Source organism: Acinetobacter sp. NIPH 817 (assembly GCF_000368405.1).
Classification (GTDB): domain Bacteria; phylum Pseudomonadota; class Gammaproteobacteria; order Pseudomonadales; family Moraxellaceae; genus Acinetobacter.
Genome location: NZ_KB849420.1, coordinates 74,992 through 96,383 on the forward strand (window position 1 = coordinate 74,992; position 21,392 = coordinate 96,383).

General features: G+C 39.5%; 19 protein-coding genes. 16 read left to right on the forward strand and 3 right to left on the reverse strand.

The genetic code is table 11. The annotated features are described in order from the left end of the window. Positions 1-279: 279 nt before the first annotated feature. From F968_RS03955 to epmA, 5 genes are all read left to right on the forward strand, one after another. Positions 280-2,688, forward strand: a complete 2,409-nt coding sequence (locus F968_RS03955) for an FdhF/YdeP family oxidoreductase (RefSeq protein WP_004790554.1) — start codon at positions 280-282, stop codon at positions 2,686-2,688. Between the two features lie 78 nt (positions 2,689-2,766). Then, the gene (fdhD, locus tag F968_RS03960) at positions 2,767-3,552 is read left to right on the forward strand and encodes a formate dehydrogenase accessory sulfurtransferase FdhD (protein ID WP_004790556.1); all 786 of its coding nucleotides are present in this window, start codon (positions 2,767-2,769) and stop codon (positions 3,550-3,552) included. A gap of 150 nt (positions 3,553-3,702) precedes the next feature. Beyond that, the gene (locus F968_RS03965) at positions 3,703-4,095 is read left to right on the forward strand and encodes a YkvA family protein (protein ID WP_004790561.1); all 393 of its coding nucleotides are present in this window, start codon (positions 3,703-3,705) and stop codon (positions 4,093-4,095) included. Between the two features lie 106 nt (positions 4,096-4,201). Continuing rightward, entirely contained in the window at positions 4,202-5,269 is a 1,068-nt protein-coding gene (locus F968_RS03970) for a 4-phosphoerythronate dehydrogenase (RefSeq protein WP_004790562.1), read from the forward strand. Next, positions 5,266-6,240 (forward strand): EF-P lysine aminoacylase EpmA, encoded by a 975-nt coding sequence (epmA, locus tag F968_RS03975; RefSeq protein WP_004790564.1) that lies wholly within the window; start codon positions 5,266-5,268, stop codon positions 6,238-6,240. The genes F968_RS03970 and epmA overlap by 4 nt, the downstream gene beginning before the upstream one ends. Positions 6,241-6,298: 58 nt before the next feature. Here epmA and F968_RS03980 read toward each other — a convergent pair whose 3' ends face one another. Both F968_RS03980 and radA read right to left on the reverse strand, forming a co-directional pair. Then, the gene (locus F968_RS03980) at positions 6,299-7,291 is read right to left on the reverse strand and encodes a Tim44 domain-containing protein (RefSeq protein ID WP_004790565.1); all 993 of its coding nucleotides are present in this window, start codon (positions 7,289-7,291) and stop codon (positions 6,299-6,301) included. Positions 7,292-7,373: 82 nt separating this feature from the next. Beyond that, the gene (gene radA / locus F968_RS03985; protein ID WP_004790569.1) at positions 7,374-8,762 is read right to left on the reverse strand and encodes a DNA repair protein RadA; all 1,389 of its coding nucleotides are present in this window, start codon (positions 8,760-8,762) and stop codon (positions 7,374-7,376) included. 342 nt (positions 8,763-9,104) lie between these two features. Between radA and F968_RS03990 the strand changes: the two genes are divergently transcribed. From F968_RS03990 to F968_RS04015, 6 genes are all read left to right on the forward strand, one after another. Next, positions 9,105-10,598, forward strand: a complete 1,494-nt coding sequence (locus tag F968_RS03990; RefSeq protein ID WP_004790571.1) for an alanine/glycine:cation symporter family protein — start codon at positions 9,105-9,107, stop codon at positions 10,596-10,598. A 315-nt stretch (positions 10,599-10,913) separates the two neighbouring features. Further along, a complete protein-coding gene (locus F968_RS03995) occupies positions 10,914-12,320 on the forward strand; it encodes an amino acid permease (protein ID WP_034596547.1) in 1,407 nt (468 codons plus the stop codon). A gap of 140 nt (positions 12,321-12,460) precedes the next feature. Further along, positions 12,461-12,682, forward strand: a complete 222-nt coding sequence (gene lptM, locus F968_RS04000; RefSeq protein ID WP_004790575.1) for an LPS translocon maturation chaperone LptM — start codon at positions 12,461-12,463, stop codon at positions 12,680-12,682. A 22-nt stretch (positions 12,683-12,704) separates the two neighbouring features. Next, positions 12,705-13,955, forward strand: coding sequence for a diaminopimelate decarboxylase (gene lysA, locus F968_RS04005; protein ID WP_004790576.1), 1,251 nt, complete (start codon positions 12,705-12,707; stop codon positions 13,953-13,955). Between the two features lie 5 nt (positions 13,956-13,960). Continuing rightward, positions 13,961-14,806 (forward strand): diaminopimelate epimerase, encoded by an 846-nt coding sequence (gene dapF / locus F968_RS04010; protein WP_004790578.1) that lies wholly within the window; start codon positions 13,961-13,963, stop codon positions 14,804-14,806. A gap of 99 nt (positions 14,807-14,905) precedes the next feature. After that, positions 14,906-15,511, forward strand: a complete 606-nt coding sequence (locus F968_RS04015; RefSeq protein WP_004790580.1) for an alpha/beta fold hydrolase — start codon at positions 14,906-14,908, stop codon at positions 15,509-15,511. A gap of 50 nt (positions 15,512-15,561) precedes the next feature. On the opposite strand, the gene F968_RS04020 is transcribed toward F968_RS04015, so the two are convergent. Beyond that, positions 15,562-16,185 (reverse strand): LysE family translocator, encoded by a 624-nt coding sequence (locus tag F968_RS04020; RefSeq protein WP_004790583.1) that lies wholly within the window; start codon positions 16,183-16,185, stop codon positions 15,562-15,564. A gap of 169 nt (positions 16,186-16,354) precedes the next feature. Here F968_RS04020 and xerA point away from each other — a divergent pair, with 169 nt between their 5' ends. The 5 genes from xerA to F968_RS04045 all read left to right on the forward strand — a co-directional run bounded on the left by xerA (position 16,355) and on the right by F968_RS04045 (position 21,376). Continuing rightward, the gene (gene xerA, locus F968_RS04025) at positions 16,355-17,245 is read left to right on the forward strand and encodes a site-specific tyrosine recombinase/integron integrase (RefSeq protein WP_081399594.1); all 891 of its coding nucleotides are present in this window, start codon (positions 16,355-16,357) and stop codon (positions 17,243-17,245) included. 461 nt (positions 17,246-17,706) lie between these two features. Further along, positions 17,707-18,456 (forward strand): electron transfer flavoprotein subunit beta/FixA family protein, encoded by a 750-nt coding sequence (locus F968_RS04030; protein ID WP_004790585.1) that lies wholly within the window; start codon positions 17,707-17,709, stop codon positions 18,454-18,456. A gap of 17 nt (positions 18,457-18,473) precedes the next feature. After that, positions 18,474-19,406 (forward strand): electron transfer flavoprotein subunit alpha/FixB family protein, encoded by a 933-nt coding sequence (locus F968_RS04035; RefSeq protein WP_004790587.1) that lies wholly within the window; start codon positions 18,474-18,476, stop codon positions 19,404-19,406. 77 nt (positions 19,407-19,483) lie between these two features. Then, entirely contained in the window at positions 19,484-20,326 is an 843-nt protein-coding gene (locus tag F968_RS04040; RefSeq protein WP_004790589.1) for a helix-turn-helix domain-containing protein, read from the forward strand. A 90-nt stretch (positions 20,327-20,416) separates the two neighbouring features. Beyond that, positions 20,417-21,376: an MBL fold metallo-hydrolase gene (locus F968_RS04045; RefSeq protein ID WP_004790590.1), complete on the forward strand. Its 960-nt coding sequence runs from the start codon at positions 20,417-20,419 to the stop codon at positions 21,374-21,376. The last annotated feature ends 16 nt before the right edge of the window (positions 21,377-21,392 follow it).

The following is a 21,392-nucleotide window of genomic DNA, read 5'->3' on the forward strand; positions in this document are numbered from 1 at the left end:
AATTATGTTTTTATCTGTAAAAAACAAATCATTGTGTTTTTAAGGTATTGTTATTATTGAATTTAAATAATTTTTTAGTTTGGGCTGAATGATTGTAATTATAAAAAATATGGCACATATTATAACTAGCGTTGAGGCTGCCTCTAAATATCATGAATAAGATAAAAGTGGATTTTTACTTATTTAAGATAAGTAGCAAAATGGCATAGATATAACCATAATTAAGTTGTGAATTTATTGCACCTATAGAATGTGTAAAAGTAATAAGAGGATGAAAAAGTGGATAATTCAGAAGAACAAAAGCATATTCAGGAAAATAACGGCTTTGCACGAATTGAACCCTATACTCATCCTGCGGGCGGGTGGGGAGCACTTCTTAGTGTCGCTCGTAACTTAAAGCGACAAGATATTTTAAAAAAAGGTTCAATTACCTTACTCAACATTAACCAGCCTACCGGGTTCGACTGTCCCGGTTGTGCTTGGCCAGAAAAGAAAGATGCTCATGCATTTAACTTCTGTGAAAATGGCGCAAAGGCAGTGGCTTTTGAAGCGACCAGTAAAACCGTTACTCCTGAATATTTTGCAGGTCACACTGTTAGTTGGTTATCAGAACAAAGTGACTTTTTTCTAGAAGACTTAGGTCGCTTGACCGACCCAGTTCGCTACGATGCTGCAACCGATAAATATGTCGCAATTTCATGGGATGAAGCATTTCAGATTATTGCTAAGCATTTACATGCCTTAGATCACCCAGACCAAGCTGCGTTTTATACCTCTGGCCGTGCCAGTAATGAAGCAGCATTTTTATATCAATTGTTTGTGCGAAGCTTTGGAACAAATAACTTCCCCGACTGTTCGAACATGTGCCATGAAACCACAAGCGTTGGGTTACTTGATTCGATCGGTTTAGGAAAGGGCACAGTCACCCTAGAAGACTTTGATTTAGCCGATGCAATTTTTAGTTTTGGGCATAATCCCGGAACTAACCATCCACGTATGTTAGGTACTTTACGTGAGGTGTCTAAACGTGGCGGTAACATTATTGCGATTAACCCGATTAAAGAGCGAGGCCTAGAGCGTTTCCAAGACCCACAAGCACCACTTGAAATGATGACTAACGGCAGTACCCCAATTAGTCGTTATTATTTCCAACCTAAAATTGGTGGTGACTATGCACTGATGCTAGGAATTTTAAAGCACCTAAATGAATGGGATAAAAAAGCACTCGCCTCAGGTAAACCAAGTGTTTTTGACCGAAACTTTATTGCGGTGAATACAATTGGTTTCGATGAAATGATTGCTGAGGTTGAAAAAACTGAATGGGAAGATATTTATAAACACTCGGGTCTATCACCAGAACATTTAGAAAAATTAGCCAAGCTCTTTTTAGAGTCTGAGCGTTCAATTTTCTGTTGGGGAATGGGTATTACTCAACACCGCCATGGAACAGCTAATGTACATATGTTGGCGAATTTATTGTTGGCTCGTGGGCAAATTGGCCGTCCAGGTGCAGGGCTATGTCCAGTTCGTGGACACAGTAATGTGCAAGGCGACCGAACCATGGGCATTAATGAGTTACCTAGCCCTAAATTACTCGACAACATTGACCGCGTGTTTGGGATTAAATCACCAAGAAAAAATGGGCATGGTGTGGTTGAAACCATTAAAGCTATGGCTGAAGGCGAGGTCAAAGTCTTCATCGGTCTAGGCGGAAACTTTGCAGTTGCGACGCCAGATACGCCGTATACCCAAGAAGCACTTAGAAAGTGTAATTTAACTGTTCATGTCGCAACCAAGTTAAATCGCAGTCATTTGGTTTGTGGTAAAGAGGCTCTGATTTTGCCATGTTTGGGCCGTACCGAAATTGATGAGCAGCTTCATGGTCCACAAGCCATTTCAGTCGAAGATTCGATGAGTAATATTCATTTGTCGGCTGGGCGTAATACCCCAATTTCTGAAAATATTTTATCTGAACCTGACATCGTGGCAAGAATGGCTGAAGCCGTGCTGCCAGACAGTAAGATCAAATGGAAATGGTACATTGAAAGTTATGACCGTATTCGTGACTCAATTGCTGAGGTTTTTGATGAGTTCCATGATTTTAATTTACGTGTCTATAACCCAGGTGGTTTCCATCTAGAGCACCCGGCTAATCAGCACATCTGGAACACAAAAAGTGGTAAAGCGCAGTTTATGATTACACCACTGAGTGAAGTCTATGGTGATAAAGAAAATCAATATGCTGCCGCTTATACAGAGAGCAAAGTTTATACCTTAATGACCACTCGCTCTCACGATCAGTACAACACAACGCTATATGGCCTCGATGACCGTTACCGCGGAGTCTTTGGGCAGCGCCGTGTGCTATTTATGAACCAAGCCGATATTGATGAAGCTGGCTTTGAAGCAAATCAGTGGGTTGATATTGAAAGTGTCTTCTCAGATGGCGTGAAACGTATTGTGCATAGTTTCCGTATTGTGCCGTACAACATTCCACGTGGCAGTTTAGCTGCGTACTATCCAGAGACCAATCCTTTGGTGGCGTTAAGCAGTCATGATAAATATGCCAAGATTCCAGCTTCAAAAAGTGTTCCTGTGATTTTGCATCCTGGTGATGCGCCTGCACACTTTAATTTGGCAACGGCAGTTGACCCTGAGGATGCCGACAAGAAAGTAAGTAACCTTTAAATTAACAGCGATATTAAAAATGTAATTCAAATAAATGGCGCTCTAAACAAGCGCCATTTCAAGATAAAGGAAATTATTTTGACACCACATTCTTATGGGGTTGAAACATTACAAGTAAAGCGGTTTAAAAAAACCGAATCTGAAAGTGTTTTAGATAATATTGTTCAAGAGCATCCGATTGCTTTGGTATATAACGGCATTTCTCATGCAGTGATGATGGCAACACCTACCGATGTGAGTGTGTTCGCTAAAGGTTTTAGTCTGTCCGAAGGAATTTTAACGAGCTTAAAAGAGTTGTATGCCATTGAGGTTCATGAAAGTGAATTGGGAATTGAAGTGAATATGACCATTTCATCTAGAGCATTTGCTGCGTTAAAAGAAAGGCGACGGATGTTAGTGGGGCGTACAGGCTGTGGTTTGTGTGGTATTGAAAGTTTGGAGCAGCTTCAGCTCGATATTTCTAAAATTACCATAGAACCTTGCAAAGAATGGCTTGAACAAATTCCAGTCGCGATTTCTCAATTAAAAGATCAACAAAAAATTACTGCCTTAACAGGTGGCGCTCATGCCGCAGCTTGGGTGGTTCAAGGCAAAATCATGGCTTTATTTGAAGATGTTGGCCGTCACAATGCCTTAGATAAATTGTTAGGTTATTTAGCTCAAGAAAACTACGACACCAGTTTAGGTTTTGTTGTTATGACCAGTCGTGCAAGCTACGAATTAATTCGTAAATGTGCTCAGCTTAATATTGGTTTATTGGCTTCAATTTCTGCCCCAACCAGTATGGCCATTCGGCTCGCAAAAATATCTGGCCTAACTTTAGCAAGCTTTTGTCGTGGAGATGATTTCGTTTTATACACATAAATGTCATGCCTTGAAATATTGATCAGATCAGCTCAAATGCTAAGAATGATCAAACACAATGGAAATATACATTTCTATTTTGCCTAATTTTAAGTTAAGTACGAACTTTATACTTTATGATCAGACTTATGTAGTTCAGAGTGTGTCCCAGTGGCTTGGTTACAGTCCTTAAAAGATTGGGCAAAACGTTTAAAAAAACAAATTATTATGCTTTGGTTTGCATCGAAGCATCCTCAAATGCCGATATTGCCTAAAATTTTGGCTGTGATTGCTGTTGCCTATGCTTTTAGCCCCATCGATTTAATTCCAGATTTTATTCCTATTTTAGGTTTTGTTGATGACGCTTTAATTTTGCCCATTCTTATTTGGTTAGCTGTTCGTTTTACGCCTAAGCAAGTCATTTTAGATGCAGAACAACAAGCTGATGAATGGCTAGAACAACAGGAGCGACGACCTCAAAATTATTTGGTCGCTGTGTTAATTATTTTAGTTTGGATAACGCTAGCAGTAATGGCTTATTTCTATTTTGGTGGAGGTTTGTAAGCCTTAAAAGTGCAAGATATAGAATCGTGAATTTAAAGCCATTAACATTGTGCTTTGCTACAACTCAAAGGATAATAACGTTTTTATAAGCTTTGAGTTGCAGATAATGAAAATCGTCGCAGATGAAAATTTGGCATTTACCGACTACTTTTTTTCAGAGTTTGGCGATATTCAACACCATGCGGGACGCACCTTAACACATGCAGATGTAAAAGATACAGAAGCATTATTGGTTCGCTCAGTCACTGCGGTGAATGCAAGCTTAATCGAAAATACAGCATTAAAATATGTGGGTAGTGCCACAATCGGAACCGATCATTTAGATATTCCTGCTTTAGAAAAACAAGGAATTACATGGGCAAATGCAGCAGGTTGTAACGCACAAGCGGTTGCTGAATATGTCATTACTGCTTTGCTTCATTTAGATGCCAACCTTTTAGAACAACAAGAAAAATTTACCCTAGGCATCGTTGGCCTTGGAAACGTCGGTAAGCGTTTGGCATATATGGCCCAGTTGCTGGGCTGGAACGTGATTGGCTTTGACCCATATGTGAAGTTAGATTCAATTAAAAATGTAAGTTTAGAAACTCTTTTGCAACAAGCGAATGCAATTTCCATTCATGTACCTTTAACCAAAAATGGTGAACATGCGACGTATCATCTTTTTGATGAGCAAGCGTTTGCTGCACTTCAACCGAGCACGATTTTAATTAATAGTGCGCGTGGTCCAGTCGTGAAAGAAGCTGCTTTAATCGAAGATATTCAGCGTACCCAGCGTAAAGTTGTGCTCGATGTATTTGAGCATGAACCAGTCATATCTGAAGAACTTATAGATATGTTAGTGTTGGCAACACCGCATATCGCAGGTTATAGCCTTGAAGGAAAGGCACGCGGTACACAAATGATTTATGAAGCATTCTGCCAAAAGTTTGGATTTGATATAAATAAACGTTTTGAAACGCAGTTGCCTACATGTGACGACTATTTTTCAGGAAATGATTTAAAAGCAGTGTTAAAGCAAAAATTAGCTCAGATTTATGATATTGCTCAAGATGATGCCAACATCCGTGCCTGCATTAAAGAGGGCAAAGTAGAGCAAAAAGCATTTGATTTATTACGTAAAAATTATCCGCTGCGCCGTGAATGGGCAGCACATGGAGGGCCGCAGGCATGAGCTTAAGTTATCAACCAACTTGTTCAATTAATGCCTTAAAAGCACGTGCTAAGCTCTATAACCAGATTCGTCAGTTTTTTGCTGAACGTGATGTCATGGAGGTGGAAACACCGATTGTTTCACAAGCAGGTGTCACCGATGTGCATTTAGCTTCTGTTCAGGCTTTACGTCATATTAATGGCAAATTGCAGACTCAATATTTACAGACTTCGCCTGAGTTTGCCATGAAGCGTTTGTTGGCGAGTGGCAGTGGGCCGATTTATCAGATTTGTAAGGTTTTTCGAGACGATGAACACGGGCGTAAACACAACAGTGAATTTACCATGCTCGAATGGTACCGTCCGGCTTTTGATTTAAAAGCTTTAATGCATGAAACCGCCGATTTATTGCAAAGCTGTTTGCAACATCGTTTTGGTGAAGTTCGTCCGTTTATTTTAAGTTATAAACATGCCTTTCAAGATCGCCTCGACATTAATCCTTTACAAGCAACATTGAAGCAACTCAAAGATACGGCAAATCGTGTGGGATTAAATCTTGATTTAGGCGATGATCGTCTAGCTTATATGGATTTATTATTTTCTCATTTTGTTGAACCAAGTTTAGGGTTTGATGCACCTGTTTTTTTAACTGACTTTCCACCTGAAATGGCGTCTTTGGCAAAAGTGAAAGTGGATGAAGATGGGGAAGAGGTCGCAGCACGTTTTGAGGTTTATATTGAAGGTTTAGAGCTTGCCAATGCTTATGATGAATTGCTCGACGCAGACGTATTACGCTCACGCTTTGAAGCAGATAATGCAGAGCGGGCTAAGCAAGGTCTTCATGTGATGCCTTTAGATGAGCATTTATTGGCAGCTTTGCCTCATATGCCAGAATGCTCAGGAATTGCTTTAGGTGTAGACCGCTTACTCATGGTTGCAATGGATCAGGTTAAAATTGAAAAAGTCATTACCTTTCCAGCTGAAATTGCTTAAAAACTGACAAATAAAAAAGCCACAATATTGTGGCTTTTTTATTGAGGGTTTATTTAGCTTAAGCTTGTTGAATACCAGCAACAACCCAGTCTTGCTGAGAACCAGCAGGTTTAACAAAGTGCCAGATTTCAGTAAATGGTTGTGGCAAGCTGTTTAAATCTTCACTCACAGTACCAGTGAAGCGTACGCTTACAACGTATTGACCATTTTCAGTCGCGCTGTCTACAACCATCGCATTCAGATTGCTAAATTCAGCAACGTCTTGATCTTGGTTTTCCATGATGTCGTTATACATAGAACTATAAAGTTCTGGTGTTAAGTAACGGCGAATTTCTTCAATGTTACTTGCAGTATTCATCGATTGGATGTGATTAAAACGTTGACGTGCAATACGTAAGAAGGCAGCAGGTTCACTACCATCTGGAAGTTGATTGCCATTGCTCGTTGTTGCACCGCCAAAAGGCGCTTGGGTTGCTGCACCGCCACCAACAGATTGACCAAAGATATTTGTATTATCTCCAGCATTACGTGGTGTTGCTTGTGGTGCAGCAGAACGGCCAAATGGGTTTTGACCGCCGTTATTTGGTGCGTAAGGATTGTTAGCTGCTAATTTTTTTTTTGCGCCCAATTTGCGGAAAACAAAAAAGGCTAAAGCAGCTGCAAGTAATACCCAAAGCCAGCTAGGAATTCCACCTTTTTTCTCTTCTTGTTGGGCTTGAGCAGCTTGTTCATTTCCAGGTTGTGTTGCTTGCTGTTCAGTTGATGTTGATTTGTCATCAGCTAAAGCATTTGCTGCAACAGCACCTACGGCAGCACCAGCCACACCAGCCGCAACCATTGAACCAACACCAGGACCTGATCTTTGAGGTGCCGTAGCAGGTTGTTGAGCAGGAGTCACTTGACGAGGTTGTTGATAAGACTGGCTTGAAGTAGTAGAACGTGCCATACCGTGGCTTTTACCACCACCTGCACGTTTAGCTTCAGCAAGAGGAGAAATTGCTAAAGCAGCCATTAAAATACCGGTAATCAAGCCACGCTGGTGTACTTCCATAGGAAATTCCTGTTTAAAGTTAATTTATAATAGTATTTATGCAGGTATTTACTCTAAATTTCAACCTTAAAAGTATGTTTTTTTATGTCAATTCATCACTGAGTTGCATCGCTTCGGTCAACGCTTCATGCAAGCGGGCAACGGCAATGACTTGAACGCCTGGAATTGCTTTTTGCGGTGCATTACCTCTCGGTAAAATGACATATTTAAAGCCATGTTTTGCAGCTTCTTTTAAACGCTCTTGTCCGTTAGGAACTGGGCGAATTTCACCAGAAAGACCAACTTCACCAAAAACTGCAAGCTGTTGAGGTAACGCTTTAGTGCGCAAACTTGAAGCGCATGCTAATAAGACAGCCAAGTCAGAACCTGTTTCGGTAATTTTTAGACCACCTACAATGTTCACATAAACGTCTTGTCCCGTGGTTTGAACACCGCCATGGCGATGCATTACAGCAAGCAGCATATTTAAACGGTTTTGCTCAAGACCCAATGCGACACGTCGTGGTTGACCTTGGGCATCATCTACTAAGGCTTGAACTTCAACTAACAGAGGGCGGGTTCCTTCACGGCTAATCATAACAATTGAACCAGGAATCGCTTCATCATAACGGCTTAAGAAAATAGCAGAAGGGTTGGCAACTTCACGCAAGCCTTTATCTGTCATGGCAAATACGCCAAGTTCGTTCACTGCACCAAAACGGTTTTTAACAGCACGAATCATTCGATAACGTGAGTCTGATTGACCTTCAAAGTAAAGTACACAATCCACCATATGTTCTAAAACACGTGGACCTGCCAGTGCACCTTCTTTGGTCACGTGCCCAACAAGAAATAGCGCCGTGCCACTATTTTTTGCATAGCGTGTAAGTAATGCCGCAGATTCACGAATTTGAGAAACACCACCCGGTGCCGATTGGAGTGTTTCGGTGTAAAGAGTTTGAATCGAATCTAAAATAGCAACCGCAGGCTTTTCTTGTTCTAAAACTTCACAAATTCGCTCAACACAGGTTTCGGCCATGGCTTTTAATTTGTCAGTTGGCAAATCAAGTCGTTGAGCACGAAGAGCAACCTGAGATAACGATTCTTCACCCGTAATATAAAGAGCAGAGCTTTTTGCACTTGCCATGTGGGTCGCTGTTTGTAACAGAATGGTCGATTTACCAATGCCCGGGTCACCGCCAATCAGTACGACTGAACCTGTAACTAAGCCTCCGCCAAGTACGCGATCAAATTCGCTGATACCGGTCTGTAAGCGTGTTTCATGCGAAACTGAAACTTTATTAAGTGTTGTAATATTCGCGACTTGACCTGCATAGCCTCCAATTTTTGGACGTGCGCGGTGAGCAGTGGTCGGCTCAAGTTTGACTTCAGTCAGAGAATTCCATTCACCACACTCTGAACATTGACCAGCCCATTTAAGATGATCGGCACCACATTGCTCGCAACGGTAAACAGTTTTGACTTTGCTCATAAAAAATTGAAATTTTGCTCGATATTATATAAATATAGTTCTTAGGAAGTTCTTCATTCTTGTTTCCTGAAATTTTCGTAAAAGATAATGAGGAAATTTGAAGGGTATTTCTAAGGAACTAGTAAGGGAAAGACGTCAAAAATAACACGATATAGGATTTTTACAAGTCAGATAGAGTTTGTTTTAAATGGATATAAAAATCTAATCGATCCCCAAGGAAGGTGTTTTTACTGATGTATGTATCTAACTGTTTATTATAGATATGGCATGGATATTGCTGAAGTGAAAAACGAACAAAATAATATGAGTATTGTATCTTAAAGATACAAAAGGTTGATATCTATGAGTGCAGCAGAAATTGTTGATTGGGTAAATAGCATAATTTGGAGTAAAGGGCTTATTTATCTGTGTTTAGGTGCAGGTTTATTTTTTTCTATTTTGACAAGGTTTGTTCAAGTACGCCAAATGAAGGAAATGGCTAGACTTTTAATAAAAGGTACTTCTTCAGAACAAGGGATTTCATCTTTTCAGGCTTTAGCGGTTTCATTATCAGGGCGAGTAGGTGTAGGTAATATTGCTGGTGTAGCGGCAGCAATTGGTTTCGGTGGACCTGGTGCTGTTTTTTGGATGTGGTTAGTTGCATTTTTAGGAGCAGGCACTGCATATGTAGAGTCAACTCTAGGGCAAATCTATAAAGTTGAATATCAAGGACAATATCGTGGTGGCCCTGCTTTTTATTTTGATAAAGGCTTAGGTCAGCGTTGGTTAGGCGTTGTGTTTGCTATAGCAGCGATTGTTTCTTGTGGTTTGTTCTTACCAGGGATCCAAGCAAATGCTGTGGGTAAGGCATTTACACAGATTACAGGTGAAGGAGCAATTATATTTGGCGATATTGGGTTATTTAAGCTTGTTGCACTTGTAGTCATTGTTGGTTTACTTGCTATCATTATTTTTGGTGGGATCAAACGAATTGCACGTTTTGCTGAATTTGTGGTTCCTTTCATGGCAGCTGGTTACATTTTAATGGCTGTCGTTATCGTTATTGCTAATATTCATGAATTACCTGGTGTAATTAAATTAATTTTTGAAGATGCTTTTTCTCCTATGGCAGGCCTTGGTGCTGCGATCGGTTGGGGCGTAAAACGTGGTGTTTATTCAAATGAGGCGGGACAAGGAACTGGTCCTCATGCCGCGGCTGCTGCAGAAGTTCAGCATCCTGCTCAGCAAGGTTTTGTACAAGCATTCTCCGTTTATGTAGATACTTTATTCGTATGCTCTGCAACAGCATTCATGATCTTAATTACCGGCAAATATAATGTGCAAGGAACATTAGAAGCTGGTCAATTCATTGTGCAACATGTTGGAGCTACTGTAGAAATAGGTTCTCCTGCATTTACCCAGATGGCAGTGAGCACAATGTTTGGTAATTTTGGTCAAATCTTTGTTGCTTTAGCGGTTTTCTTCTTTGCATTCACCACCATAGTTGCATACTACTATATTGCTGAAACCAATATTACTTACCTAAGTTATATTACAAAATCTCCATCATTATTATTTGTGACCAAGTGCTTTATTATTTTATCAGTATCTTATGGGGTATTAAGTGCAACTGGCTATATATGGGGAATTGGCGATATCGGTGTAGGTTTAATGGCATGGATTAATATCGTTGGCATTATAGTGACTTATTTTGTTTGGAAACCAACGATTAAAGCACTAAAAGATTACGAGGAGCAGCAAAAAGCTGGAGTAAAAGAATTCACATTTGATCCTGTTAAATTAGGAATAAAAAATGCGACATTCTGGGAAGAAAGACTGAAGAATAAGCAAAAGTAAATTTTTAAAAGATTACTGTATTTTTTGTCTCTTCATCAAAAAGGCTACCTCATCGGTAGCCTTTTTATATAGGTTGGAGTTAAACAAGTGCGACAAAAGTTGACTTGATAGTCCGTTGTATTGCAGAAGGCTTGTGCGTATTATCGGCCCTAATTGTATGTAGCTTAAAGTCATTAGCAATACAGACAAATATTGGTTAGCTGAAAAGTTGTCAAAAAATATACATTTAAAAGATACCTGCAAATGGTGCGATATCGTCTTTTTGATTTGATTTTAGCTAACGGACTAAAAAAATTACTGGAGTGTATTTATAAAATGTCGAATCAAAATCTGAGCGAGCCTCATGAACAAGGTGAGCTCCATCGAAGCCTCTCCAATCGGCATTTACAGCTGATCGCGATTGGTGGTGCAATTGGTACCGGATTATTTATGGGATCAGGCAAAACAATTAGCCTCGCTGGTCCGTCGATCTTATTCATTTATTTGATTATTGGTGTGATGGTGTTTTTTGTCATGCGTGCGCTTGGCGAATTACTTCTTTCAAATCTTGCCTATAAATCATTTATTGACTTCACAACAGATTTAATCGGTCCATGGGCAGGTTATTTCGTCGGATGGACCTACTGGTTATGTTGGATTACGATTGGTATCGCCGATCTGTCTGCAATTATCTATTACTTACAGTTCTTCAATAATGGTCTGCCTTTCTCACCTGTCGAAGGGGCGATGATCAGTGTTGCGGCTATTGTATTTATTATGGGTTTGAACCTACTGACAGTACGTTTATTTGGTGAGTTAGAGTTCTGGTTTGCGCTCATTAAGATTCTTGCGATTATTATTTTAATTGCTGTGGGTCTATGGATGATTTTTACTGGCTTTACTTCGAGTACTGGTGAAGTTGCTTCATTTACTCATCTTTGGGCGAATGGTGGTTTCTTCCCAACAGGCGTACATGGTTTCTTAGCTGGTTTCCAGATTGCAATCTTTGCCTTCGTTGGTGTAGAACTTGTGGGAACAACAGCTGCCGAAACGAAAGATCCAGCCCGTAACTTACCAAAAGCAATTAACTCAATCCCAATTCGTATCATTATTTTCTATGTGTTCGCATTAATTATTGTAATGTCAGTAACACCATGGAATAAAATTGATCCGGCGATCAGTCCATTTGTAAACTTGTTTAGTCAAGCTGGTGTTGCAGCTGCAGCGATCTTGATGAACTTGGTGGTGTTGTCTTCAGTAATGTCATCAATGAACAGTGGCGTGTTTTCAACAAGCCGTATGTTGTTTGGTTTATCGCGTGAAGATCAGGGACCCAAAGCTTTTGGTAAATTGAATAGACGTGCGGTACCTGCAAATGCATTGTATTTTTCTGCTGCGTGTTTGCTGTTAGGTGCAGCATTACAGTATTTCGTACCCAATACCGTTGAAGCATTTACGCTCGCAACAACACTTTCAACGATTTTGTTCATTTGCGTGTGGTTACTGATTATCTGGAGTTATATCCGTTATTACACTACACGTCCTGAGCTACATGCAAAATCAACATTTAAATTACCTGGTGGTCTATTTACATGTTGGATCACGATTATTTTCTTTATTGGTATGATTTACGTGTTGTCTTTAGAGCCAGATACGTTTAAAGCGCTTAAAGTCAGCCCAATTTGGTTTATTATCTTAATCATTGGTTATTTCTTCTTCTATAAACCGCCTCATAAAAAGTAATTAAATTTATTTAGTTATGATCAAACGCCAGCTGAAAAGCTGGCGTTTTTTATGCATATTGTTTTTCTCTTTAAGTTTACTCTTTAGCCGCCTGCACGATCACGGTATACTGCATCGAATTGTTTAAATCAGGTGCTCAGATGCGTCGTGTCATTTGCCTCATCAGTTTATTGAGCAGCAGTATTTTGCTAAGCGCTTGCGGTCAGTCAGGAGCATTACAGCTACCTTCTGATCCGAATTATGACAAACGTGCGAAATACTTGCTCTATCGTAATAAAGAACAGAAACAAGTTGTGCAACAGGATGAACAAGCTGATCAGCCAGTTGAATCATCAGCCCCAACCCAAACAACTTCACCTTAAGCTTTGAAATAAGGACACATTCATGAGTTTCACTCGCATTAATGGAGTATTGCACGCAGAGCAATGTTCTATGGAGCAGCTTGCGCAGCAATTTGGCACACCTTTGTATGTTTATTCAAAAGCAGCTTTTGAAAAACATTACTTAGATATGGATCGTGCTTTTGATTTTATTGATCATCAAATCTGTTTTGCGGTGAAGTCTAACTCAAATTTAGCTGTTCTTAATGTATTGGCAAAACTTGGTGCTGGTTTTGATATCGTATCAGGTGGTGAGCTTGCACGTGTTTTAAAAGCGGGTGGAGATGCATCTAAAGTTGTTTTTTCTGGCTTGGGTAAAACTGAAGCTGATATTGAAACATCATTAAATGTAGGCATTGCTTGCTTTAATGTAGAGTCTTATGCCGAACTAGATCGTCTTCAAAAAGTTGCTGCACGTCTAGGCAAAAAAGCGCCGATTTCTTTGCGTGTAAATCCAGACGTAGATGCAAAAACACATCCTTATATTTCAACAGGTTTAAAAGAAAATAAATTTGGTATTCCAAGTGATACCGTTTATGAAACCTATCAATATGCTGCATCTTTACCAAACCTTGAGATTATTGGAATTGACTGCCACATTGGTTCGCAACTAACCGAGACTAAACCATTCGTTGATGCTTTAGATCGTGTCATGGTGATGATCGAAGAGTTGAAAAAGCTTGGTATCAATCTTAAACATATTGATATCGGTGGTGGTTTAGGTGTTTGTTATAAAGATGAAACACCACCAAGTGTTGAAGAATATGCAAACTCAATGAAACCTGCTTTAGAAAAGTTAGGTCTCAAGGTTTATATGGAACCGGGTCGTAGCATTAGTGCAAATGCAGGTGTGCTTTTAACAAAAGTTGATTTGCTCAAGCCAACGAGCCACCGTAACTTTGCCATTATTGATGCAGCAATGAATGATTTAATTCGCCCTGCATTATATGAAGCTTGGATGGATATCCAACCTGTAGTGCCAAGTTCAGATGCTGAAGAAAAAACTTGGGATTTGGTGGGTGCAATCTGTGAGACAGGCGACTTTATCGGTAAAGATCGCTCATTGGCTTTAAAAGAAAATGACTTGTTAGCTGTTCTCGGTGCTGGCGCTTATGGTTTTGTCATGAGTTCAAATTACAACACACGTGGACGTGCTGCAGAAGTGATGGTGTCTGGCGACAAAGCTTATTTAATTCGTGAACGTGAAACGGTTGAGTCGCTTTGGGAAAAAGAAAGTTTATTGCCTGAGGAGTAAATGAAATGTTGTTAGAATTTACTAAAATGCATGGCCTAGGCAATGACTTTATGGTGGTTGATCTGATCAGCCAACGCGCCTATTTGGATACAGAAACAATCCAACGCTTAGCCGATCGCCATTTCGGTATTGGTTTTGATCAGCTCTTAATTGTTGAACCACCTGATTTACCAGAAGCAGATTTTAAATATCGTATTTTTAATGCAGATGGTTCTGAAGTTGAACAATGTGGTAACGGAGTACGCTGTTTTGCTCGTTTTGTACATGAGCGCCATTTAACAACTAAAACAAGTATTACTGTCCAAACCAAAGCAGGTATCGTAAAACCTGAATTAGGGCAAAATGGTTGGGTTCGCGTCAATATGGGCTACCCAAAGTTCTTGCCGAATGAAATTCCATTCATTGCAGAACAACCTGAAGCTTTATATACACTTGAGTTAGCTAACGACCAGAACATTAATATTGATGTGGTCAATATGGGCAACCCCCATGCTGTCACTATTGTTCCAGATGTATTAACTGCAGATGTTGCTTGCATTGGCCCACAAGTTGAATCACATAAACGTTTCCCTGAGCGTGTTAATGCTGGCTTTATGCAAGTAATTGATGAAAAACATGTTCGCTTACGTGTATTTGAACGTGGTGTTGGTGAAACATTAGCTTGTGGTACAGGGGCATGTGCTGCTGCGGTAAGTGGTATGCGCCGTGGTTTACTTGCGAACTCAGTTGAAGTTGAACTTGCTGGTGGTAAGTTGCAAATTGAATGGCAAGAAGGTGATGTGGTTTGGATGACTGGTCCAACAACTCATGTATATGATGGACGTTTGGATTTACGTTATTTTCAAGGTTAATAGCATTACTTAAATAGAAGCCTCTTTTATTAACTAAAATGATAAAAGAGGCTTTCTTTTATATACAATAATTTTTTAATTTTATTACTTTATAAAAATATGAATAATCTAATTTTCTTACCGGGTGCATCAGGCAGGACGACATTTTGGCATCCCATAATTGAAAAATTACCTCAGCATTACCAGACAAAAATTATTGGTTACCCCGGTTTCGGCGATACACCTGAATCCTTTGAGGTCAAAAGTTTTGAAGACCTAACAAATCATGTGGTCGATCAAATTAATGAAGAATCTGTAATTGTTGCGCAATCTATGGGTGGCATTTTTGCTGTTGCGGCAGCGTTGCAAAAAACTCAGCTGGTGAAAGGGCTAGTTTTGATTGCAACTTCTGGTGGAATTAACCTTGAAAGATTTAATGTACAAGACTGGCGAGAAGCATATCGCCAAGCATTTTTAAAATATCCAGATTGGTTTGTTACCACTAATGCCAACTATGAAGAGTTTTTATCAGATATAAACATTGAAACTTTATTAATCTGGGGCGATAACGATCCAGTGAGTCCCGTTCAGGTGGGACAATATTTAAATCAAAAGTTTGAGAATTCGACGTTATATGTTGTGAAAGGTGGGGACCATCAATTGGCAGAAAAACATGCCGATGAAGTTTCAGTTCAAATAAAAACCTACTTAGAAAAACTAAAGTAGGTTTTAAAGTCTTATTTAGCGTGCTATCTATGAGCACGCTTTTTTAAAATTTATCTTTTACTCAAAGCTAATTTCAAAGCAAACAACACAAAAATACTGCCCGTAATTCGGTCCATATATTTCATAAATTTGGGTTGCTTAAGGTAACGTGACAGTGGTTGCATGGCCAAAATTAATAAAATTGACCATAAGGTTCCAATCACCACATGAATCATTACAAGCCCCATAATCCAAGTGACAGCCGATGCTTGTGGTGGAATAAATTGTGGAAGAAATGAAATATAAAAAATTCCGACTTTGGGATTAAGTAAGTTACCCAAAAAACCTTTAATAAACCAATTTTGTGAAGAAGGGACATTGGAGTTGCTTTCTTGCATGTCTGAAAGTTGGCTACGTGGTTTTAAAATCATATTCAAACCTAGCCAAGCTAAATAAGCAGCCCCCATCCATTTCAGAATATTAAAAGCTAAATCAGAAGCCATAAGCAAAGCACCTAGACCACAAGCGACCACAATTCCCCATGCAATGCAGCCAAGGCTAATACCCACTGCTGCTTGAAATGCTTTAGATTTGCCTTCAAGAGTAGCGGTACGAATAATTAAAGTCGTATCCAGACCTGGGGTAAGCGTAAGTAAAGTAATGGCAATTAAGTAGGGAATGAGTATGGTAGTCATGACAGCAGGGTTCCGACGAATACTTAAAGTGAAGTGTAATATATAAGGTAATGAGTTGTTGCGCTGTACGATCTTAAATTTCCTGAACAACTACTTTTTGATACACTGAAAAAATAAAATGAGCAAATAAATGGAGAGCAATTTGGATTTTGCATTACAGCTGCTCTCAATGTGGTTAAAAGAAAGAAAAATTCAGAACCATTCTGAGCACACGATTACAGCTTATGAAAGAGATGTTAAAAGCTTTCTTGAGTTCTGCGAGCTCAAACAAATTGATTTAAGAAATATTGAAGCTTCAGATTTACGTGAATATTTGGCCCAGCGTGTTGAGCAGGACCAGTTAAGTTCAAGCAGTATGCAGCGTCATCTCACTTCAATTCGCCAGTTTATGAAATGGGCTGAACAAGGGAAATATCTAGAAATTAACCCTACTGATGACTTTAAGCTTAAACGTCAGCCTAGACCCTTACCGGGTATGATCGACATAGAAACGGTTAATCAGATTTTAGATCAGCCTACGCCTGAAAAACCAATTGATCAGCAATTATGGTTAAGAGATAAAGCCATGCTCGAGTTACTTTACTCAAGTGGTTTGCGTCTGGCTGAACTGCAAGGCTTAACAATTAAAGATATCGATTTTAACCGTCAACTGGTACGTATTACGGGTAAAGGAAATAAAACCCGGATTGTACCATTTGGGAAAAAGGCGAAAGAAAGCCTATTGAATTGGCTGAAAATTTACAAAATCTGGAAAGGCCATTTTGATCAAAATGCTTTTGTTTTTATTTCTCAAAGAGGTGGTGTGTTAACCCCACGGCAAATCGAAAAGCGTGTAAAGCTTCAAGCACAAAGAGCTGGTGTGAATGTAGATTTGCATCCTCATTTATTACGGCATTGTTTTGCTAGCCATATGTTATCAAGCAGTGGTGATTTGCGGTCAGTACAAGAAATGTTAGGCCACAGTAATTTGTCTACGACACAAATTTACACGCATATCGATTTTGATCATTTGGCACAAGTCTATGATCAAGCTCATCCGAGAGCACAAAAGAATGAATAGATTTAAGAACAATCTTAATAATAAAGTTGATTAAAATGGCAAGTCTTATACGAATGTAGACATCATTTGTATTTTTTTAGAAATTTGTTTAAGAGAAATAGGGGAAATAGTCAAATTGACCATTTTGATCTTGGGATATTTTGTCGGTACCCCTGAGTCAAAAACATCTCATCTCGATTATTTTAAGGTGATCTTATGTTTCTGACTAATAAGCTAAATAAGATAAAAAGATAATAAAAATCAATATATAAAATAGAGTGTAAAAAGAACGAAATAGCGCCTAATAAGGCATAATATTTTTTTTATGAACTGATGGTTTCATTTTTTTTGTGCTGTTCTGGAAAATTGTGACTTGACCGAAATGCCAAACACATTGCAAGATAGGGTACCTAAAAAATTTTAATTGAAGAGTTAATATACTTTTCTCAACATTTACTTTTGCTAGAACAGCCGAGGATTACATGAAGGCTCTTGTTGCTGTAAAACGCGTGGTTGATGCCAACGTCAAAGTTCGTGTTAAGCCGGACAATAGTGGGGTTGACCTAACTAACGTTAAAATGTCAATTAACCCATTTTGTGAAATCGCAGTGGAAGAAGCGGTTCGCTTAAAAGAAAAAGGAACAGTAACAGAAATCGTTGTTGTTTCTGTGGGTCCTAAAGAAGCTCAAGAACAAATCCGTTCTGCAATGGCTTTGGGTGCAGACCGCGGTATTTTAGTTGAAACCACTGATGAAATTGGCGCTTTAGAAGTTGCTAAAATTTTAAAAGGTGTTGTTGAAGCTGAAAAACCAGAACTTATCCTTCTTGGTAAACAAGCAATTGATGATGACTCTAACCAAGTAGGTCAAATGCTTGGCGCATTATTAGGTGCGGGCCAAGGTACATTCGCTTCTGAAGTGAAAGTTGATGGCGGCAAAGTACAAGTAACTCGTGAAGTTGACGGTGGTTTACAAACTGTTGAACTGGCACTTCCAGCAATCATTACAACTGACTTGCGTTTGAATGAGCCACGTTATGCAGCATTGCCTAACATCATGAAAGCTCGTAAGAAGCCACTTGATACTAAATCTCCTGCTGATTATGGCGTTACAGCTGGTACTAAGCTTAAAACTGTTAAAGTTGAAGCTCCAGCAGAACGTAAAGCTGGCGTACAAGTGAAATCTGTAGATGAGCTTGTTGAAAAATTGAAAAATGAAGCGAAAGTGATCTAATACGGAAGGATAAAATCATGAGTATTTTAGTTATCGCTGATCACAACAACCAAGTACTTAACGGTGCTACTTTAAACGTTGTTGCTGCAGCACAAAAAATCGGTGGTGATATTACTGTATTAGTTGCTGGTTCTGGTGCTCAGGCAGTTGCTGATGCTGCTGCTAAAGTTGCTGGTGTAAGCAAAGTTTTACTTGCTGATAATGCTGCTTATGCAAACCAGTTAGCTGAAAACGTAGCTGCTTTAGTTGCTGATTTAGCTAAAGGTTACAAATACGTATTAGCTGCTTCTACAACCACTGGTAAGAACATTCTTCCACGTGTTGCTGCTCTTCTTGATGTAAGCATGATCACAGACATTATTTCTGTTGAATCTGCAAATACATTCAAGCGTCCGATTTATGCAGGTAACGCGATTGCGACTGTTCAATCTGACGAAGCAATCATTGTGGGTACAGTTCGTGGTACAGCATTTGATCCAGTAGCTGCTGAAGGTGGTTCTGCTGCGGTTGAAGCAGTAAGTGAAGCGAAAGATGCAGGTATTTCTCATTTTGTATCTGAAGAAATCGTTAAGCTTGATCGTCCAGAATTAACTGCGGCTCGTATCGTAGTTTCTGGTGGTCGCGGTGTAGGTTCTGGTGAGAACTACCATAAAGTACTTGATCCATTAGCTGACAAGCTTGGTGCAGCACAAGGTGCTTCACGTGCGGCAGTTGATGCGGGCTTCGTACCTAACGACTTCCAAGTGGGTCAAACTGGTAAAATCGTTGCGCCTGACCTTTATGTTGCTGTAGGTATTTCTGGTGCGATCCAGCATTTAGCTGGTATGAAAGATTCTAAAGTTATTGTTGCAATCAACAAAGACGAAGAAGCGCCAATCAACAGTGTTGCTGACTACTGGTTAGTTGGTGATTTGAACACTGTAGTACCAGAGTTAGTAAGCAAGTTGTAATTTACAGCTTGTCACTTATTCGAAAAACGCCCTTGTGCTATAAATAGCCAAGGGCGTTTTTTATTTAGATCATCATTATGAATATTAATTATTCCGCTTCCCTAGAGGCCCACCAATTGCATCAATCACTTGTGAGATTGGCACGGGCAGATATGGCACGAGATTATTTATGTATTCGTTCGAAAAATCAGCATGGACTGTCCAATATTAAAGTTAGTCAGTTGCACATGGGGTTTATTTTATATGGGCAACAGCAATTAAATCTTCAAACAAAACAAATCAATTTTAGCGCTGGCGATCTATACGTTATAAAACCCGATACGGTTATCGATGCAGTTAATCTGCCGGACCCTATAACGGGTGAATATCTCACTATTCTGGTGCCTATGTGTGACGAAGTCATTCAAGCTGCACAAATGATTTGGGCTAAGCCAGTTGTAGACAGAACTGAAGCAATATTAAAGTTTTCAATTGATGATTTCGCTACATCTTTAGCTGAGTGGCAAACGGCTTTATTTAATCATGATGTGGTGAAAGCACGTTTATGTATTACCGCTATACTTGTACAGTTATGCCAACAGCATTGTTCAGATGTGTTAATTGTACCGCCACCTAAATTGACAAAAATCATTCATGATTGGGTAATAGAAAATCCACAGCACCATTGGCAGTCTAGTGAGTTTGAAATGCGACTAGGTTTGAGCAGCGCAACACTTCGCCGCAAGCTTAGCCATGAAGATACGACCTTAAGAGAAACGATTACGCATGCCCGTCTTACTTATGCACTTGAGTTGTTGTACTCGAAAAAGTTACCTATGAAAACCATTGCAGCAAAATCTGGATACCAGTCTGCTGCTATTTTTCGTGATCGCTTTGTAGAGCGTTATGGTATAGATCCTGCTATGCTAACTGCCGAATAAGTCAATTTGAGCGTTTCTTGTAGTTTATTGAGCGATTTAAATAGATAAAAACCAATAGAGTTAAAGTATTAAAATACGAAGGACTCTATGATGAAATCATTCAAATCACTTGCGATATTATTACTGCTGAGTGCCAGTACAGTTATCCATGCTGAACAGACGCCAAGTGTACATCAAGTTGATGGATACTTTTTACAACCAGTAGGCAACCTTAAGGTAACAGCATTGTTTGATGGGGAACTGGGACTGCCTCGTAGTGATTTACTAGGTATTTCAGCTGAAAAAGCCAATCGACTGTTTGCAGAAAACTTTGTTCCTGTAGATGAGCATAATCAGATTGTCACAGATTTCTCTGCCTATCTTGTTCAAACACCCACACAAAATATTTTAATTGATGCTGGTACTGCAAAATGTTTTGGTCCAACCTTGGGCCATGTGCGTGAAAATTTAAAGAAAGCAGGCGTACAGCCTGAACAAATAGATACCATCTTGATTACACATGCTCATCCTGATCATTTATGCGGTATTACACTTGATGGCAAAATGGCTTATCCGAATGCAAAAGTTTATCTGGCTAAAGAAGATGTAGATTTTTGGACATCGCCAGCGAATGAAGCAAAAGCTACCAATTTTTTTAAGCCAATATTTAAAATGACGAGAGATGCCTTACAGCCATACCAAAAGGCAGGGCAACTCGTCGCTTTTACCAAAACTTCTTTTAACGTACCGAATGTTCAACTTATCGTGACTCATGGTCATACCGAAGGTCATTCTTCATACTTAGTAGATGGACAAAACGGTCAAAAGTTTTTAGGTCTTGGTGATGTTGTGCATTATGGTGCAGTACAGTTTCCTTATCCTGATGCAAGCTACAAACCTGATACTCACTCGAATCAGGCTATAGCTGTTCGTAAGAATATCTTTGAACAAGCCTATAAAAACCAATGGTGGGTGGGAGCTGCACATGTTGCTTTTCCTGGCATTGGGCATATTGGCAAAGGCTCAAAAGGATATCTGTGGATTCCTGCTCAATATCGGCCTATAAAATGATATTTCAAACCCATTA

What these genes read in the sequence shown, in the direction of transcription:
- F968_RS03970 (WP_004790562.1), top strand. Translation starts at nt 4,202, where the DNA reads ATGAAAATCGTCGCAGATGAAAATTTGGCATTTACCGACTACTTTTTT.
- epmA (WP_004790564.1), top strand. Translation starts at nt 5,266, where the DNA reads ATGAGCTTAAGTTATCAACCAACTTGTTCAATTAATGCCTTAAAAGCA.
- F968_RS03980 (WP_004790565.1), bottom strand. Translation starts at nt 7,291, where the DNA reads ATGGAAGTACACCAGCGTGGCTTGATTACCGGTATTTTAATGGCTGCT.
- radA (WP_004790569.1), bottom strand. Translation starts at nt 8,762, where the DNA reads ATGAGCAAAGTCAAAACTGTTTACCGTTGCGAGCAATGTGGTGCCGAT.
- F968_RS03990 (WP_004790571.1), top strand. Translation starts at nt 9,105, where the DNA reads ATGAGTGCAGCAGAAATTGTTGATTGGGTAAATAGCATAATTTGGAGT.
- F968_RS03995 (WP_034596547.1), top strand. Translation starts at nt 10,914, where the DNA reads ATGTCGAATCAAAATCTGAGCGAGCCTCATGAACAAGGTGAGCTCCAT.
- lptM (WP_004790575.1), top strand. Translation starts at nt 12,461, where the DNA reads ATGCGTCGTGTCATTTGCCTCATCAGTTTATTGAGCAGCAGTATTTTG.
- lysA (WP_004790576.1), top strand. Translation starts at nt 12,705, where the DNA reads ATGAGTTTCACTCGCATTAATGGAGTATTGCACGCAGAGCAATGTTCT.
- dapF (WP_004790578.1), top strand. Translation starts at nt 13,961, where the DNA reads ATGTTGTTAGAATTTACTAAAATGCATGGCCTAGGCAATGACTTTATG.
- F968_RS04015 (WP_004790580.1), top strand. Translation starts at nt 14,906, where the DNA reads ATGAATAATCTAATTTTCTTACCGGGTGCATCAGGCAGGACGACATTT.
- F968_RS04020 (WP_004790583.1), bottom strand. Translation starts at nt 16,185, where the DNA reads ATGACTACCATACTCATTCCCTACTTAATTGCCATTACTTTACTTACG.
- xerA (WP_081399594.1), top strand. Translation starts at nt 16,355, where the DNA reads ATGTGGTTAAAAGAAAGAAAAATTCAGAACCATTCTGAGCACACGATT.
- F968_RS04030 (WP_004790585.1), top strand. Translation starts at nt 17,707, where the DNA reads ATGAAGGCTCTTGTTGCTGTAAAACGCGTGGTTGATGCCAACGTCAAA.
- F968_RS04035 (WP_004790587.1), top strand. Translation starts at nt 18,474, where the DNA reads ATGAGTATTTTAGTTATCGCTGATCACAACAACCAAGTACTTAACGGT.
- F968_RS04040 (WP_004790589.1), top strand. Translation starts at nt 19,484, where the DNA reads ATGAATATTAATTATTCCGCTTCCCTAGAGGCCCACCAATTGCATCAA.
- F968_RS04045 (WP_004790590.1), top strand. Translation starts at nt 20,417, where the DNA reads ATGAAATCATTCAAATCACTTGCGATATTATTACTGCTGAGTGCCAGT.